Genomic DNA, 15444 nt, shown 5'->3' with positions numbered 1-15444 from the left:
AAATTAGGGATAAATGTCAACCTTAAATGGATGATTAAACCAAGGTGGAGTATGCTTTTGTTAAGCATGTGATTTCTTAGCGATTTTGTTCGTATGAAGCGGTAAGGGAAAATGATTCATATAGGCTAAGACCAAAACGAATTAAAGGGTAATTAATAGTGGAAATAACGGGTTCGTCGATGAACATCTTGCTGGTTGATGACGTTCAAATGGAGCGTATACAGCTGGCGATCAGGTTAAAACAATTAGGACATACAGTTGAAATGGCCAGTTCGGGTCAAGAGGCTCTGGAGATGTATCCTAAGTTTGAACCCGATCTTGTTCTACTTGATATTTCAATGCCTGAAATGGATGGATTTGAAGTCTCGGCTAAAATCAGAGAATGCTTCCCTGATTGGGTACCTATTATATTTTTAAGTAGTCACGATGAACCGACGATGATTGCAAGTGCCATCGAAGCGGGTGGTGACGACTATCTAATAAAGCCCGTTGACAAGATCGTGCTCAACTCCAAGTTAATAGCGATGCAACGTATCGCTTTTATGCGTCGAGAGCTTAAACAAAAGTCTGCCGCACTGGCGAAAGCAAATGAAGAGCTAGCACAATTAGCACAAGAAGATGGTTTAACTAAAGTAAAAAACAGACGTTATGTCGACGAGAAACTCACAGAGATGATTTCATTGCATGGCCGTCACCAGCTTCCTCTAAGTATCATTTTACTTGATGTCGATCGATTCAAACTATACAACGACAATTATGGTCACATTGAAGGTGATCGCTGTTTAATAGAAATCGCTTCTACATTATCCAAGTTGTTTACGAGAAGCGGAGAAGTCGTAGGTCGTTATGGCGGTGAGGAGTTTGTTGTGTTACTCGGCTATACCGATGATGAAAAAGCGACGAAAAACGCCGAGCGAATTAAATCATCTATAGAGGCTGCAAACTTGAAGCATGAATATAGCGATGTTGCGCCAATCGTGACGGTGTCACAAGGTGTATATCAACTTATCCCAAATGGACGCGAAACTATAGAGCAACTCTATGAACTCGTAGATAAGCGTTTGTATCAGGCTAAGGTAAACGGAAGAAACCAGTACGTAGTGAGTGACGATTAATTAATACAGACTTGGTTTCTGCCTGCTTTTTTCGCTTTGTATAACGCGTTGTCGGCAGCCTTCATTACTTCGGACACCTTATTAGATTCTGTGCTGTCGGCGACACCAATACTTATTGTGACGTTAACATATTCTTGCTTCTTCTTTGCCCCGCGGCTTTTAGAGCCTACTTTATCGTCTTTTGGGCGCGCATCTTGATTTCGCAATACCATGTTGTAGTTTTCAATCGACGCTCTTAGCAGTTCTAAATGGTCACGTGTATCGTCAGCTAATTTCCCTTTGAAAAGCACGGTAAACTCTTCACCACCATATCGGTAGACTTTCGCTCTACCTCCAACATGCTCAAGTTTGGTTGCGACAAGCTTTAATACATCATCGCCGGTATCATGCCCATAAGTATCGTTGAATGATTTGAAGTGATCGATATCTAGCATCGCAATGGTGTATTTTCGCCCGAGGTGTTTTAAGTCTGACTCAAGAGCTAGCCTCCCGGGGATCTCGGTGAGCGTATCCATAAATGCAAGTTCATAGCTTGCAGAAAGCAGGTAGACCAGCAGAAGTACTCCCGCTAAGGAAAATAGGGTGCTAGAGATGTAGGTGACATCAAAAAATACAAACGTTGTGGCAGATAACAGCGTTGCGGAGTAGAGCACGACATCAATTATGCTATTTCTGTTCAAGACACATATAGCAAAAATAAGCACCATGGCGGTGAGAAAAACAACCAGAATAAAGGGAAGCTTTGACACCTGTGGTAATACAAACAAAAACGTTTCGTTGATGTTTTCAAATCCGCCTTCGTAGAAATAGGTCAATATCAAATACGACCAAAGCAACAGCATGGCGATCTTAAACAGATATAGCCCAAATGTACGAGTGAACAGAGAGGAATCTTTGTAGCTATAGACAAAAATCAAAGCGATAGGGAGCAATGCTGCGAGCAAAGATAGCTCTAGGATAGTTGTACCTGATGATAAAGGAGATTGCAGCCTTTCCTGTATGACCCAATAAGAAACAGCAAGCGCTGAGGCCACCATCGCTATTCGACTTTGTTTAAATGCGTTAGCTAGCACTATAGTTATAGCGAAGAGTACAAATGGTAGCTTTGTCACTATTCCTAGATTCGAATAGGTGAGGTTGATTACATTGTTCATTCCAAATGCAATAAACGTCAGCAACATCAAAGGTAGCGAAAGACGGAACCAGTTTGTAGTGACTACAGAAAACGACATTCAACCTAGCCTAATTGGATCTTATTATTGATTGGTAACTTGTTAAGAATACTTTTATTTGATGAATTTCCAAGCTTTTTACTAAACTTATAGATGAAAATTAGGGGCACGTTTATATAGTAGTCACAAATTGGCGTTGAAATACGCAGATCCGTAGAAAGCGGTGACGAATTGAAACATACTAGGACAAACAATGGTCCTTACAAGGAGTTGAGTAATATGCAGATAAGTGTGGACGTACATAACTATATGGAGACATTAGTCGGTCAAGAACTTGCGAAGCCCGAGTATGTTGATAAATTTGACCATGAGCAGCTTGCCGATCTTGCATGTTTAGCTTTGTCTCAGTTACGACCTGTGTATATTCGCTATGATATAGACTTTCTATCCGCTTTACCGGAAGAGAGGCTTGTTACTCTTAAAGAATACGCAGCAACGGCAATCGAAGCTGCAAGCTGTATGATTGTTGACGACCGTAGAAAAAACAGGAAAGATGAAGTTCTTGTCGTGTTTAGCAAGCAGATGTTTGACGATGACATTGAGCTAGAGTGGTTCGAAAAACCTCTGCTTAACAAAAAATAATCATTACCAAGGAGTACTCTGTGGGACTTTTTTCTCGCTTGTTTGGTGGTCAAAAAGAACAACCTAAAGTTGAAGTTGAGCCAGTAGAATACAAAGGCTTTCTTATCTATCAAGAGGCTTTACCAGAAGGTGGGCAGTATCGAATTGCGGGTAGAATTACTAAGCAGTTTGGCGAAGAACTGAAAACACACCGTTTTATTCGTTCTGACGTACTGCCGAGCGAAACCGACGCAAATGAATTTATGCTTAAGAAAGCGCAAATGTTTGTAGACCAAATGGGCGACAACATTTTTCAGTAGATCCTCTCCAAATTGACAAACATCATAAATTTAAGAGCCATTAGTCGTTATTCTGATGGCTCTTTTTGTATGTGGATGTCACATAGTCATTTGTTTTAATGAGATTTTTCGCTTACTGGTTTGACCTCTTCTCACTTTAATATAATGTGGTTAGGTAACAAATTGATAAGCAAAATGATTCATTACCATCGGTTATAAGTAATGATATTTTGTATTTTTGTTACAAAATGCTTGAAGTATCTAAAAACGTTGGATAAAAACAGAACAATCATTGTTGCGAATAGTCAAGGAATAGCTAATGCAAATTGGTGTGCCAAAAGAAATACTCGCCGGAGAAACGCGAGTGGCTGCATCGCCAAAATCGGTTGAGCAGTTATTAAAATTAGGCTTCGAAGTCAGTGTTGAAAGCGGAGCCGGCGAATTAGCGAGTTTTGAAAACTCTGCTTTTGAAGCTGCGGGAGCTAAGATCGTTTCCACTGAAGAAGTTTGGAACTCAGATCTTATCCTCAAGGTCAATGCTCCTCTGTTTTCGGAGGAAACGGACGAGATAGCATTATTGAAAGATGGTGCAAGCTTGATCAGTTTTATCTGGCCAGCGCAAAATCCAGAGTTAATGGAAAAGCTTTCTAGCAAAAACATTAACGTAATGGCAATGGATGCCGTGCCGCGTATTTCACGAGCACAGGCTTTAGATGCACTTTCTTCAATGGCAAACATCGCCGGTTATCGTGCCGTCGTTGAAGCGGCTCATGAGTTTGGTCGATTCTTTACTGGGCAAATTACCGCTGCGGGTAAAGTTCCACCAGCCAAAGTGCTTGTCGCAGGCGCTGGTGTAGCCGGTCTTGCTGCAATTGGTGCTGCCGGTAGTCTAGGTGCGATTGTACGTGCGTTTGATGTTCGCCCTGAAGTAAAAGAGCAAGTCCAGTCAATGGGCGCAGAGTTCTTAGAAGTCGACTTTAAAGAAGATTCAGGCTCGGGTGACGGCTACGCGAAGGAGATGTCCGACGAGTTCAATAAAAAAGCAGCTGAGCTTTACGCTGAGCAAGCCAAAGATGTTGATATCATCGTAACAACGGCGCTTATACCAGGTCGGCCAGCTCCAAAGCTAATAACCAAGGAAATGGTTGATAGCATGAAAGCGGGTAGTGTGATCGTCGATTTGGCTGCGGCCAATGGCGGTAACTGTGAATACACGGTAGCGGATAAAGTCATCACGACAGAGAATGGTGTAAAGATCGTTGGCTATACCGATATGGTTGGTCGTCTGCCGACTCAGTCTTCTCAGTTATACGCAACTAACATCGTTAACCTTCTCAAGCTTCTTGCAAAAGAGAAAGATGGCAACATCAACATCAATTTTGAAGATGTGGTTCTACGCGGTGTTACTGTTGTCAAAGAAGGTGAGGTTACTTGGCCAGCACCGCCAATTCAGGTGTCTGCTCAACCAGAGCAAAAACCAGCTCAACCTGCTGCAAAGCCAGAGGCTAAAAAAGAAGAGCCCACTTCTCCAGTGAAGAAAATAGCCGGTCTAGCTGTAGGCTTGGGTGCGTTTGCATGGATTGCTTCAGTGGCACCAGCGGCATTCTTATCTCACTTTACGGTATTTGTTCTCGCCTGTGTTGTCGGTTACTACGTTGTTTGGAATGTAACGCACGCTCTACACACACCACTTATGTCAGTAACTAATGCTATTTCAGGCATTATCGTGGTGGGCGCGCTACTGCAAATCGGTCAGGGAAATGGGGTTGTTTCATTCTTGTCGTTTATTGCTGTATTGATCGCCAGTATCAACATCTTCGGTGGATTCACCGTCACCAAGCGCATGCTTGAAATGTTCCGTAAAGATTAAGGAGTAACAGGGAATGTCTGCAGGATTAGTACAAGCAGCTTATATTGTTGCTGCATTATTCTTTATATTGAGCTTAGCAGGATTGTCTAAGCAAGAGTCTGCAAGATCGGGTAACTACTACGGTATTGCAGGTATGACGATCGCCTTGATCGCAACGATCTTTGGCCCAGAGTCTGAAGGTTTTGTTTGGATCATCATCGCCATGGTTATTGGTGGTGGTATTGGTATCCACTACGCTAAGAAAGTTGAGATGACAGAAATGCCAGAGTTAGTGGCAATTCTACACAGCTTTGTTGGTATGGCCGCGGTACTGGTTGGCTACAACAGCTACATTGATGCGCCAGAGGCTGCAACGCACGCGGAACACGTAATCCATTTAGTTGAAGTTTTCTTAGGTGTATTCATTGGCGCGGTTACCTTTACGGGATCAGTTGTCGCCTTTGGTAAATTGCGCGGTATTATTTCATCCTCACCTTTAAACCTTCCGCATAAACATAAGATGAACCTAGCGGCAATCGTCGTATCGACTCTGTTAATGCTTCATTTTGTTAATGCTGATGGCAGTATGTTTGCACTGATGGTGATGACCTTAATTGCCTTCGCTTTCGGATATCACTTGGTGGCTTCGATTGGCGGTGCAGATATGCCAGTGGTTGTATCAATGCTTAACTCATACTCTGGTTGGGCAGCCGCTGCGGCAGGTTTCATGTTGGCAAACGATCTTCTGATTGTTACTGGTGCGCTTGTAGGTTCTTCAGGTGCGATCCTTTCTTACATCATGTGTAAAGCGATGAACCGTTCATTTATCAGTGTAATTGCTGGTGGATTTGGTCAGGAAATCGTTATTTCATCAGATGCTGAGCAAGGTGAGCACAGAGAAACTAATGCAGAAGAGGTCGCAGAGCTTCTTAAGAACTCGAAGTCTGTTGTAATCACTCCTGGATACGGAATGGCTGTGGCTCAGGCGCAATATCCTGTTCATGAAATCACTGAGACGCTACGTTCGCATGGTGTTGAAGTGCGCTTCGGTATTCACCCAGTCGCTGGCCGTCTTCCAGGTCATATGAACGTACTGCTTGCAGAAGCTAAAGTTCCATATGATATCGTGCTAGAAATGGATGAGATCAACGATGACCTTTCTGAAACAGATACGGTACTGGTTATCGGCGCAAATGATACGGTGAACCCAGCGGCACTTGACGATCCAAATAGCCCGATTGCTGGCATGCCAGTACTTGAGGTGTGGAATGCGAAGAACGTTATCGTGTTTAAACGCTCGATGAATACAGGTTATGCAGGCGTGCAAAACCCACTGTTCTTCAAAGAAAACACCCAGATGTTATTTGGTGATGCAAAAGAGAGTGTCGAATCTATCTTCAAAGCATTGTAGATTCAGATTACACTATACAGAAGCCAGCATTACGCTGGCTTCTTTCGTTTCGTGAGTACCATTTCTGACATTGATATTACATTTCAGTTTTATATTTTTGCCATAATGTTTTACTCTAAATCATAACTTACTGATTTAATGAATTTTTGCATTGATTAAGACAACAATTAAAGCGGTCGCAATAGGTATTGCGGTCCTCTCAGGTAGCGCATCTGCAGAGTCTTTACCGGAGCGTATTGACCGATTTGTTGATCTTTTCGATCAGGAACAGGCAACCGTTTCTTACGATATCCGTAGTTTACAGTCTGATTACCCAACTAGGCTTCTAACTCCGGAATCGATGTTACCACAGACGTCGGCGTATCCACTTAAAGATGTGCAGAGGTTATACAAGCTAGCGCAAAACTGTACTGGAAAGCTGCCGCTTAGCCCTTTGATTACTGAGCCACTGGTTTTTACACGAGCGATGTGTAAAGGGAATAAGCTTAGTGAAAAGTGGTTTGCCAGAAGTGCATTAATTCACCCAGGTGGTGGAACCTATGCGAGTAGATATGTTCAAACGTATCCAGAATATATTGAACAACTGCAGCAATACATGCACATAAAAGAGCGTCCTTTGGCATCCGACTCAACGTTATTGGGTCGACTGCAAAGGATGAACGAAGATACCATGGTAGCGCTCATTTCTGGCTCTAGCATGTTTATTGAACGCAATGAGCTGTGGTTAAGAAAAAGCGACAACTATTTAGTTTATCCAGAACGAATTTGGAAACAAGCTGTCGAAGACGCTGGGCTGTCGTTTAGCTTGAGGAAAGAGTCAAGCAGCTGTTTTGTGCAACGCGGTAACTTATGTTGGGATGTTGAAGACCATTCGGACATCTTGCGTATTAGCATGGTTGCTCTGGTCATTGCCAACATATTGTTAGTATTAGGCTGGTCTGCGTACCGTTGGAACACTAAGCGCCAAGAGATGAAAAGCAGAATGTTGATTCTGCAAATCTTGACTCACGAACTGAGGACGCCAATTGCCAGTTTGTCTTTAACAGTAGAAGGGTTCAGGCGCGAGTTTGAGCACTTACCTGAATCCGTTTATGATGAATTTCGCCGTCTATGTGAAGATTCAAGACGATTACGTCAGTTAGCTGAAGCGAGTAAGGATTATCTTCAGTCAGATAACAAACCGCTAGCGACTGACTGGGTACCTTCTGTAAAAGAATGGTTAGAGTTTAAAGTAGAAGAAGAGTTTGGCGGGAAAGTTAAGCTCAATGTAAACCAAGATGTCGCAGCTAAACTAAATGTCTATTGGCTCGGCACTTGTATAGATAATTTAATCCGCAATGCCAATAAATATGGGGTTGCGCCTGTTGTACTTGATGTGACAACAGAAACACAAAAAATTACGGTTAAAGTTCAAGATCAGGGTGATCTGTCAGCAAAAGATTGGCGACAGTTACGCAAGCCATTTGTCAGTAAAAGTGGCCTTGGTCTTGGCTTAACCATAGTGGAATCCATGGTTGGTCGAATGGGCGGTAGAATGTCGTTAATTGGCCCACCAACAGCGTTTATTTTGGAGATACCTTGTGAAACAGACACTGCTTCTTGTTGAAGATGATAAAAACTTAGCTGATGGTCTTTTAGTTAGCTTAGAGCAAGCGGGGTATGAGTGCTTCCATTCAGAGACAATCGCGGATGTAGCACAGTATTGGGACAAAGCGGATCTCGTTATACTTGATCGTCAATTGCCAGATGGCGATTCAGTTGATCACCTTGTAGAGTGGAAAAAGATCAAAGATGTACCAGTGATCTTGTTGACGGCGTTAGTTACTGTAAAAGATAAAGTGATGGGATTGGACGCAGGTGCTAATGACTATTTGACTAAGCCATTTGCTGAAGCTGAGCTATTTGCACGCGTCCGTGCTCAGTTAAGAGCGCCAGAAGGTGAAGCACAAGATGACAACAAAGTCGTCACTGACCACCTTGTAATTGACAAAGCGACACGCGAAGTAACCTATAAAGATGAGTTGGTAACTTTGACACGCACAGAGTTTGACCTACTACTGTTTTTGGCAAGTAATCTCGGCAGGGTATTTACCCGTGATGAGCTATTGGATCATGTATGGGGTTACAACCATTTCCCGACCACACGTACAGTTGATACCCATGTACTTCAACTTCGTCAAAAACTACCTGGACTCGAAATCGAAACATTACGTGGCGTTGGCTACAAAATGAAAGCTTAATGGATAGAGCAAAGTTATTGCTTGGCGCACTGATGGTCAGTGCGTCAACAAATGCGGTACAAGTGCCTTGGTTCGAAAGCAACTCGCCTTTAACACAGGCTCATAGGCACTTATTAAACAATGACTTACCGGCGATGTTTACATCGCTAGTAGAAGTGTGGCAGCTTGAAAAAAATCGCTCTCTCACACCCCACCTAAATGACCTTTTTCTTCAATCTTTAGATGTAGATTGCGGAAAAAGTCTAGATAATCGCTCATTACCGGAGTGGATTAGCAATGTCACCGTTCGTCGAAGTGAAATACAAAGCCCCGGCAGGGACGCGTATCGAGCGATTATTGAGATTGAATCAAATCGTGATATCAAAGATATTTCTTTAACGCGCTGGGTCTCTAAAAACCTTTCTACCGATAACTCTTTCATTCAATCAGTATCTACCAACGACCTTGGTACTCAAAAATACATTAAGCGATACAACTTGAACAGTAGACTCCAAAGTGGTCTATTTAGAATTGATGTCACCGCTTCGGATGAATCTTCTTGGAGCTCTTGGCTTGTATTGGGTGAACCTAAGGCCGAAATGACCGTTCGTTGGGACGCGAAAGCACAATGGAAACTCGAAAGGAACGCCTTACTAAATCCTAATTGCCCACTGCCTAAGCTTGATGTAGCACTTTATGACTACATTGATGGCAACTACAGCCAAGTCTGGGGTGAAAGTTATGATTCCGATTATCCTACCTCTTTAGATAATGGGATTGTTGACAAAGGTAGGTACGTTTTAGCCGTTTCGATCAACCACCAAAGATGGCAAGGACCGATAATTGTTGAACAATCACAAATAATTAGTAAGACCTATGATGTTTCAGTGGAGGAATAACTAAAGTTAATAGACAATAGAACGATATAAACATATGGAACATAAAGTTTATAACAATTATGGAAAATAAAATAAAACTTCTGACATTGTCTATTGCACTTGCAGCCAGTTCAGCGTCCGCTGCAAACTACGCTATTGAAGCCCGCGGAGACGCAATGGGTGGAGTAGGTGTCGTTTCTGCAACTTTTTTAACCGCTCCTTTCTATAACCCTGCTCTTACCGCAATTTATCGCCGAAATGATGACTATGGCATGATCACTCCAAGCTTTGGTCTCTCATACAGCGACGAGCACATGATGGTTGATGACCTCAAGAAAGCGGCAGACCTTATCGAGCAGGGTACTAGTAATCCTGCTAATCTCAATGCCGCCGAGCTTGATGCCACTTTAAAAGCATTAGACGGTGACATCGCCAAACTAGAAATAGGTGGTGTGGTTGCATTTGCCATCCCAAACAAATTTCTTGCTGCTAACGTGTTTGGTAAAGCTTATGCAGAGTCCTACGCGAATCCTCTTATTGCCAGTGATAGTACCAACCCTGACAATGATCTAAGAATCCTAGAAAATGCGCAAAATAGTACCGTTAATGCGGTTTCAGTAGGGGTAACTGAAGTCGGTATTTCGTTGGCAAAGTACCAGACTTTCCTTGGCCAGCACATTTCTTTCGGTATTACGCCTAAACTGCAACGTATATACACCTATGTCTACGAAGCCAGTTTTACCAACTACGATATCAAAGACGTTCGTGATAATGGTACCGGTGAAACCATGTTCAATATGGATGCTGGTTTCCTTTGGTTTTATGGGCCTATGCGAGTCGGTTTTTCGGCAACTAATTTAGTGAGCCGAGACATTAAAACCTTAACGATTCCATCTTCAGTAAGTGGTAAACCTGATATTTCTTACTCTTACCAAATGAGACCGCTCTATACAGTTGGTGTCGGCTTAGTTGCTGATTATGCCACAATCAGTGTGGACTATGATCTCAACGAAGAAGAACGCTATACAAATTTCAACGACAACACACAAATGCTCAGAGTCGGTGGCGAAATTGATATTATGCGCCAGCTAAAACTGCGTGCCGGTTGGAATCGAAATCTAGCGTATGACAATCTCGATGACACAGTGACTGCTGGTATTGGGTTGTCACCACTAAACTTATTCCAATTGGATATCGGTGCTAGCTACACGAATGAAAACTCAATGGGTGCCTATATTAACTTCTTAACTAGTTATTAAGCTTCCGGGTTAAGGATAGGGGAGCGAAGCACTAGCGCTTACAACCAAATCGTACTATAGTCGGCTCCTAAAGTTTTAGGAGCCTTTTTTATGTTTGATGATCTACCGCCACTTTCGCATGAAGAACAGCAAAAAGCTGTCGAGAAAATCCAAGAGTTAATGGCAGAGGGTATAAGCACAGCTCAAGCGATAAAAATGGTCGCTGAAGAAATTAGAGCCGAAGCAGCCAAGCAGCAGTAGAAACAAACTCAACTCAGCAATAAATACACAGAAGAGCAGGGAACTGCTCTTTTTTTGTACCTGTATATTTTGATGCACTATAACAGAATTATGTATCAACAAGCTTACTCGTCCGTACTCACACATCGACCATAACAAGATAAAACTCCAACCAAATCATCATTTGTAATAAAGCTGAAAGTCACACCTAAGGAACAGTAGTTTCAGTTAATATCGATATTAAACAATAGGATAGCTCAGTTGATTGTTCTGTGTAAAATGGAGCTGCCTAGTGGTGCGTAATAAAATTACATAACTGTAATTCTAGTCTGCAAGCGCTTACTATCTTCCAGTGTATTGTTCTGGCGCGTTATCGTGTAACTCATAAAATCTGAAGCCAGTCTCGAACGTCGCCTAATTCGTTATGGATTAATAATCGATTTTCAAAAGGTACAAAAAGGGTTCGTATCTATGATTTTGTATCTACTAAGGTGCGTGCACGTTTGGTGACGTTGTCACTATTTGCGAGTGAAAAGGAAGTAATAGTTGGTTGGAATTGTATGTGCGGACTGAAGCTTGTTTAAAGATGGTCCGCATATCGAGCTCGATCGTCAGGTTTACCCATGATTGGCGCGATTGTCAGTTTGTTTAATGGCGGACTCGCGACTTATAGGCAGTACAACCGTAACAAAGCCGAAGCCCTGAAGCGCAAAGACGAGCTCGACCAGGAGAAGCATCAGGCGAGGGTACGCCGATTGCAAAAAGGTGAAGAGCAGGCCAGTAGCCTCGATGAAGTCAGCATCAGAGAGCGCGGCTTCAAAGACGAGTTTATTCTGCTTGTCGTCTTTATCCCCCTTATCTTGTCATTCATTCCCGATTACGCGCCCTATGTCGAACAAGGTTTTGAAGCGCTGCAGAATATTCCAGAGCCGTATTGGTATGTCGTTGGCGCGGTCGTCATCGATACCCTTAGCATGCGCGCGATGGTTCGCTACCTGCTGGAGTTCTTCTCAGGCAAATTCAGGGGGCAGTGATGGGACTACTCGAAGCGATGCTCATTTCACTAATCACCGGTGCGGTTTCAAGTGCTGGCACGATTGCTGCGCTCAAAACCGACATCAACTGGATAAAGAAAGTGCAGCAAGATCAGGAACAACGGATACGAAAACTGGAGGACAGTCATGGCTAAACGATGTTGTAAGTGCAAAGGCCGCAAACAAAACGGCCAGCTTAAGAAAGGGTATACGCTCAGAGGTGGACGGGTAGTGAAAGTCGCCACGAGAAAGCGCCGAAAGACACGACGTAGACGCTAAAGAAAACCGCTCAAGATAGGGCGGTTTTTTGTTTTTCTTCGGCTCAAATCTTGATTTAAAGCATGTTATACAGAATTACTATGCACTTTAACGCATTGATTGATTGCTCTAGTTTTAAGCTACTGATAAATTGCCGAAAAAGTTAGATAGTGTTAGCTGTTTTAGTACGAAAGACAGAAGAACTCTATGACTAAATACAGAATATTTCTGTCTAATAGCTGCTATGTGCTTTGAGGAATATTTATGATAAGTAGCGAATATGTAGTAAAGAAACCTAATGATAAAGAGCTATATGTGACTATTGAACTAGGCTTACCAGAGCCAGCTCCAATTTCAGAAGCAGGTGATTATCGCTGTAAATTTAGTGTATTGGCATTGGGTATTGATGAGTATGTTTATGGAGTGGATGCCATGCAGTCATATTGTATGGCGGTAAAGCGTTTTAATTTTCTTGTAAATGACCTTATGTCTGCTGGGTTTAAATTTTACTATCCGGGCTTTCTCGATATGGAAGTGGATATTCTGTCAGCGTACTTTTAGGTACGCACATAACAAACGCTTCAAGAGGGACAACCAACACGTGGCATTTTCACTATGCGTTGGTTTTTGTGGTTACGGTGTTATGCGGAAGCTTGGTAATGGCGTTGGCTGCCCCTTAAGCGGGCGTTAAGCTGCAGGAGAAACAATGAAGAACAAATTGCGTTTTGATCCACAAAAAAGCCTTATCGAGCTAAAGGTTCTTTGGCTTGTGGTAGGTGTTTTTATTAGCTTTGCAATTATTGTCGCGTTGATCGTCGGTATTAATTCTCAGATAACCCCAGATTATTCATATACTGGGTTTAATTATGCCTTGGTAGTATTTCGTGTTCCTCTAGCTATCTTAGCTCTAATCATACCAATCGTTGCTTTGCTTGCTGCGAACCATCGCTCAGAGCAAACCAAAGAGCAAATACGTGTTGCGAATGAACAAAATAGCTTTTCTAACTACTACAAACATATCGAAGAGTTTGAAAAGTACCTAAATAAGACGTGGAATAGCAAACTTCACACATCCTCCCCAAGGAAATTGCATAAAGCACTATTCCCGAATGCGAGATATGGTGATTTCTCTGTACCAGCTAGTATTTGGGATAGTTTCGACTCTATGGTCACACGTTTTGTTGAGCAATCGACGGAACTTACGGCATGCTCGAAGCCTGACCAAAACCGGATTTTGGTTGAAATGCAATCTACTGTTCGAAAGTTTGCCGATTCACTGCATTTAACTTCTTACGCAGGTAATAGCGGCAGTGGCGTAACGTATGATAGTGTACAAATAATTGTTCAAGATGGTGATATAAAGCTATTTGTTTCTCAAATACAAAAAGTGGCTCATATCGTTAATGAAGCTTGCTCTTTTGAACTGGCGTATGAACCTAGCGAAACACTTCAGCAAGTACTAGACATCGACTTTACATCTCTACCTAGCTCGAAAGTAATGCAAGAAAAAGTGAAGCCAGAACTAGATCTAAGTAAGTGGCTAAATGTAGCTTAACAAGCAATTCAAGCTGATTCGCAACGCTCGGCGCTTTCGGTTTCAATTTGTTTAGTGATTACGGTGAAGTGCTTGAGTACAGTGGTAGCGTTGCTCACAACTTAATTGGGCGTTATGCCAATGGCGAAAAAACAGAGTTAGGAGTAATGATGGAAGAAAAGCATTGGTTAGATGTCGTTGCTGCAATAGGTAGTATAGCCACTCCAATAATTGTTCTTGTTGTATCTTCAATAGGGTGGAAAATTAAACAAAATATTGAACGTAAAATTGAACTAGAAAATAAGCTTCGAGATGACCGCATCGAAATATACAACGAAATATTGGAGCCATTTATTATCCTTTTGATGTCTGACGCTGCGTGGGAAATGGACAAGCGAAACAAAGGAAAAAATAAGTCTGATGTTGGCACTGCAAAGATGCTTACTTTGGAATACAGACGTTTGGGCTTTAAGCTTGCTTTAATGGCAAACGATGAAGTTGTTAAAGCGTATAACGATATGATGCAGTATTTGTATAACATGAACGAAAATGGACAGCCAGAGAACTTTCTGAAAGATATGATGAAGCTGCTGGGTACCTTTTTGGTGGAAATACGTAAAAGCATGGGCAACGAGGCAACTAAACTCGATTACTGGGATATGTGTGAGTGGTGGATGTCTGATACTCGTAAAGTAAAAAACGGAACATACAAACCCGAAAAATTGGCATAACAAAGCGTTTAAGACAGATTCCCAACGCATGGCATTTTTCATTCCCTCGTTGGGTTTTGTGTTTACGGTGGTATGGTTAGGTTTCGTGGTGGCGTTGCTCACTACTTAACGCGGCGTTAAGTTTCTGGAGAAATAATGAAGTACGATGATTTAGGTGATGGTTGGTCAAAAGTGACGGTATTAAACCCAGAAACGTCAGATTTTTACAATCGCTACTACTATAAGCGAGTCAAAGCAAAAAGAGTTGAAATTACAACACCTAAAGCTCAGGTTTTAGCTTCATATACTTTGATTGAAAAAGATTTGCGTAGTGTTGCTGTGTGGCTCAATGAAATAGAGTCAATGATGAAAGCAGATGTAAAACTTGCTCAAGACCCAAAGAACAGAAAGTCTGATCATGATCGGGCGAGATATAATTTAATTAAAGGGTTGTTTGTAGCAGCGTTAACTTTTTATGCGAAGTGTTTCGCTACCTGTGAAGGTCGAAAGGTCAAACTTGAAAAGAAGAATCTTGATGAAGATTTTCGAAAGAAGCACCAATCTGCCATTGATATGCGAAACAACTTTGCCGCACATAGTGGGGCGGAGAAGGTAGAAAAAGTCAAAGTTGTACTGGCTTTGGATACAAAGCGAAGAAAAGGGGCTGTTCCTTACTTTACCCGTGAGTTAGGGCAGCCGGATACATACACGTTAGAAAATCTCGTTGAGTTTCGTGGCTTGGTTGAACATGTGAAGTCTTTTGTTGACGGAAAAATTGATACTTTGAATAAAAAAGTGCTAGAAGACGACATTATTTCAAAAGGCGGAGACTACTGGTACAAAGAAACTTAACAAAGCGTTTAAGA

General features: G+C 42.2%; 17 protein-coding genes. 16 read left to right on the top strand and 1 reads right to left on the bottom strand.

The window, feature by feature from the left end; genetic code table 11:
* The first annotated feature begins 179 nt into the window (after positions 1 to 179).
* Positions 180 to 1115 (top strand): GGDEF domain-containing response regulator, encoded by a 936-nt coding sequence (locus AC6R16_RS01300; protein ID WP_500673586.1) that lies wholly within the window; start codon positions 180 to 182, stop codon positions 1113 to 1115.
* Here the strand turns inward: AC6R16_RS01300 and AC6R16_RS01295 are convergent.
* Complete coding sequence (locus tag AC6R16_RS01295; RefSeq protein WP_500673299.1) at positions 1112 to 2347, bottom strand: GGDEF domain-containing protein; 1236 nt, start codon at positions 2345 to 2347, stop codon at positions 1112 to 1114. The genes AC6R16_RS01300 and AC6R16_RS01295 overlap by 4 nt on opposite strands.
* 219 nt (positions 2348 to 2566) lie before the next feature.
* Here AC6R16_RS01295 and AC6R16_RS01290 point away from each other — a divergent pair, with 219 nt between their 5' ends.
* The 15 genes from AC6R16_RS01290 (at position 2567) to AC6R16_RS01220 (ending at position 15430) form a co-directional block, all read left to right on the top strand.
* Positions 2567 to 2929: a late competence development ComFB family protein gene (locus AC6R16_RS01290; RefSeq protein ID WP_500673298.1), complete on the top strand. Its 363-nt coding sequence runs from the start codon at positions 2567 to 2569 to the stop codon at positions 2927 to 2929.
* 20 nt (positions 2930 to 2949) lie between these two features.
* Complete coding sequence (locus AC6R16_RS01285; protein ID WP_500641099.1) at positions 2950 to 3228, top strand: HlyU family transcriptional regulator; 279 nt, start codon at positions 2950 to 2952, stop codon at positions 3226 to 3228.
* A 298-nt stretch (positions 3229 to 3526) separates the two neighbouring features.
* Positions 3527 to 5077 carry a Re/Si-specific NAD(P)(+) transhydrogenase subunit alpha gene (pntA, locus tag AC6R16_RS01280; RefSeq protein WP_500673297.1) on the top strand — a complete coding sequence of 517 codons (1551 nt, stop codon included), beginning with the start codon at positions 3527 to 3529 and terminating at the stop codon, positions 5075 to 5077.
* 13 nt (positions 5078 to 5090) lie between these two features.
* The gene (pntB, locus tag AC6R16_RS01275; protein ID WP_500673296.1) at positions 5091 to 6467 is read left to right on the top strand and encodes a Re/Si-specific NAD(P)(+) transhydrogenase subunit beta; all 1377 of its coding nucleotides are present in this window, start codon (positions 5091 to 5093) and stop codon (positions 6465 to 6467) included.
* A 154-nt stretch (positions 6468 to 6621) separates the two neighbouring features.
* On the top strand, positions 6622 to 8073 hold the full coding sequence (vxrA, locus tag AC6R16_RS01270) for a sensor histidine kinase VxrA (protein ID WP_500673585.1): 1452 nt from the start codon (positions 6622 to 6624) through the stop codon (positions 8071 to 8073).
* Positions 8048 to 8707: a response regulator transcription factor VxrB gene (gene vxrB, locus AC6R16_RS01265; protein ID WP_500641096.1), complete on the top strand. Its 660-nt coding sequence runs from the start codon at positions 8048 to 8050 to the stop codon at positions 8705 to 8707. The genes vxrA and vxrB overlap by 26 nt, the downstream gene beginning before the upstream one ends.
* Positions 8707 to 9585 carry a DUF2861 family protein gene (locus AC6R16_RS01260; RefSeq protein WP_500641095.1) on the top strand — a complete coding sequence of 293 codons (879 nt, stop codon included), beginning with the start codon at positions 8707 to 8709 and terminating at the stop codon, positions 9583 to 9585. Before vxrB ends, AC6R16_RS01260 begins: the two co-directional genes overlap by 1 nt.
* A gap of 59 nt (positions 9586 to 9644) precedes the next feature.
* Positions 9645 to 10823, top strand: coding sequence for a conjugal transfer protein TraF (locus AC6R16_RS01255; RefSeq protein WP_500673295.1), 1179 nt, complete (start codon positions 9645 to 9647; stop codon positions 10821 to 10823).
* A 90-nt stretch (positions 10824 to 10913) separates the two neighbouring features.
* Positions 10914 to 11063 carry a YoaH family protein gene (locus AC6R16_RS01250; protein ID WP_004742753.1) on the top strand — a complete coding sequence of 50 codons (150 nt, stop codon included), beginning with the start codon at positions 10914 to 10916 and terminating at the stop codon, positions 11061 to 11063.
* Between the two features lie 602 nt (positions 11064 to 11665).
* Complete coding sequence (locus AC6R16_RS01245; protein WP_500673294.1) at positions 11666 to 12076, top strand: hypothetical protein; 411 nt, start codon at positions 11666 to 11668, stop codon at positions 12074 to 12076.
* Positions 12076 to 12231 (top strand): hypothetical protein, encoded by a 156-nt coding sequence (locus AC6R16_RS01240; RefSeq protein WP_171325482.1) that lies wholly within the window; start codon positions 12076 to 12078, stop codon positions 12229 to 12231. The genes AC6R16_RS01245 and AC6R16_RS01240 overlap by 1 nt, the downstream gene beginning before the upstream one ends.
* Before the next feature lie 367 nt (positions 12232 to 12598).
* Entirely contained in the window at positions 12599 to 12895 is a 297-nt protein-coding gene (locus AC6R16_RS01235; RefSeq protein ID WP_500673293.1) for a hypothetical protein, read from the top strand.
* 145 nt (positions 12896 to 13040) lie between these two features.
* The gene (locus AC6R16_RS01230; protein WP_500673292.1) at positions 13041 to 13889 is read left to right on the top strand and encodes a hypothetical protein; all 849 of its coding nucleotides are present in this window, start codon (positions 13041 to 13043) and stop codon (positions 13887 to 13889) included.
* A 47-nt stretch (positions 13890 to 13936) separates the two neighbouring features.
* Complete coding sequence (locus AC6R16_RS01225; protein ID WP_500673291.1) at positions 13937 to 14599, top strand: hypothetical protein; 663 nt, start codon at positions 13937 to 13939, stop codon at positions 14597 to 14599.
* Between the two features lie 135 nt (positions 14600 to 14734).
* Positions 14735 to 15430, top strand: a complete 696-nt coding sequence (locus tag AC6R16_RS01220) for a hypothetical protein (protein WP_500673290.1) — start codon at positions 14735 to 14737, stop codon at positions 15428 to 15430.
* Positions 15431 to 15444: the final 14 nt, after the last annotated feature.

Source organism: Vibrio sp. R10-SG3-ISO10, from assembly GCF_059834185.1.
Note: the sequence above shows the minus strand (reverse complement) of the source record. Positions and strands in the feature narration are given on the sequence as shown.

Excerpts from the sequence above, each read along its gene's own strand:
- AC6R16_RS01300 (WP_500673586.1), top strand. The coding sequence starts at position 180 with ATGAACATCTTGCTGGTTGATGACGTTCAAATGGAGCGTATACAGCTG.
- AC6R16_RS01295 (WP_500673299.1), bottom strand. The coding sequence starts at position 2,347 with ATGTCGTTTTCTGTAGTCACTACAAACTGGTTCCGTCTTTCGCTACCT.
- AC6R16_RS01290 (WP_500673298.1), top strand. The coding sequence starts at position 2,567 with ATGCAGATAAGTGTGGACGTACATAACTATATGGAGACATTAGTCGGT.
- pntA (WP_500673297.1), top strand. The coding sequence starts at position 3,527 with ATGCAAATTGGTGTGCCAAAAGAAATACTCGCCGGAGAAACGCGAGTG.
- pntB (WP_500673296.1), top strand. The coding sequence starts at position 5,091 with ATGTCTGCAGGATTAGTACAAGCAGCTTATATTGTTGCTGCATTATTC.
- AC6R16_RS01260 (WP_500641095.1), top strand. The coding sequence starts at position 8,707 with ATGGATAGAGCAAAGTTATTGCTTGGCGCACTGATGGTCAGTGCGTCA.
- AC6R16_RS01255 (WP_500673295.1), top strand. The coding sequence starts at position 9,645 with ATGGAAAATAAAATAAAACTTCTGACATTGTCTATTGCACTTGCAGCC.
- AC6R16_RS01250 (WP_004742753.1), top strand. The coding sequence starts at position 10,914 with ATGTTTGATGATCTACCGCCACTTTCGCATGAAGAACAGCAAAAAGCT.
- AC6R16_RS01245 (WP_500673294.1), top strand. The coding sequence starts at position 11,666 with ATGATTGGCGCGATTGTCAGTTTGTTTAATGGCGGACTCGCGACTTAT.
- AC6R16_RS01240 (WP_171325482.1), top strand. The coding sequence starts at position 12,076 with ATGGGACTACTCGAAGCGATGCTCATTTCACTAATCACCGGTGCGGTT.
- AC6R16_RS01235 (WP_500673293.1), top strand. The coding sequence starts at position 12,599 with ATGATAAGTAGCGAATATGTAGTAAAGAAACCTAATGATAAAGAGCTA.
- AC6R16_RS01230 (WP_500673292.1), top strand. The coding sequence starts at position 13,041 with ATGAAGAACAAATTGCGTTTTGATCCACAAAAAAGCCTTATCGAGCTA.
- AC6R16_RS01220 (WP_500673290.1), top strand. The coding sequence starts at position 14,735 with ATGAAGTACGATGATTTAGGTGATGGTTGGTCAAAAGTGACGGTATTA.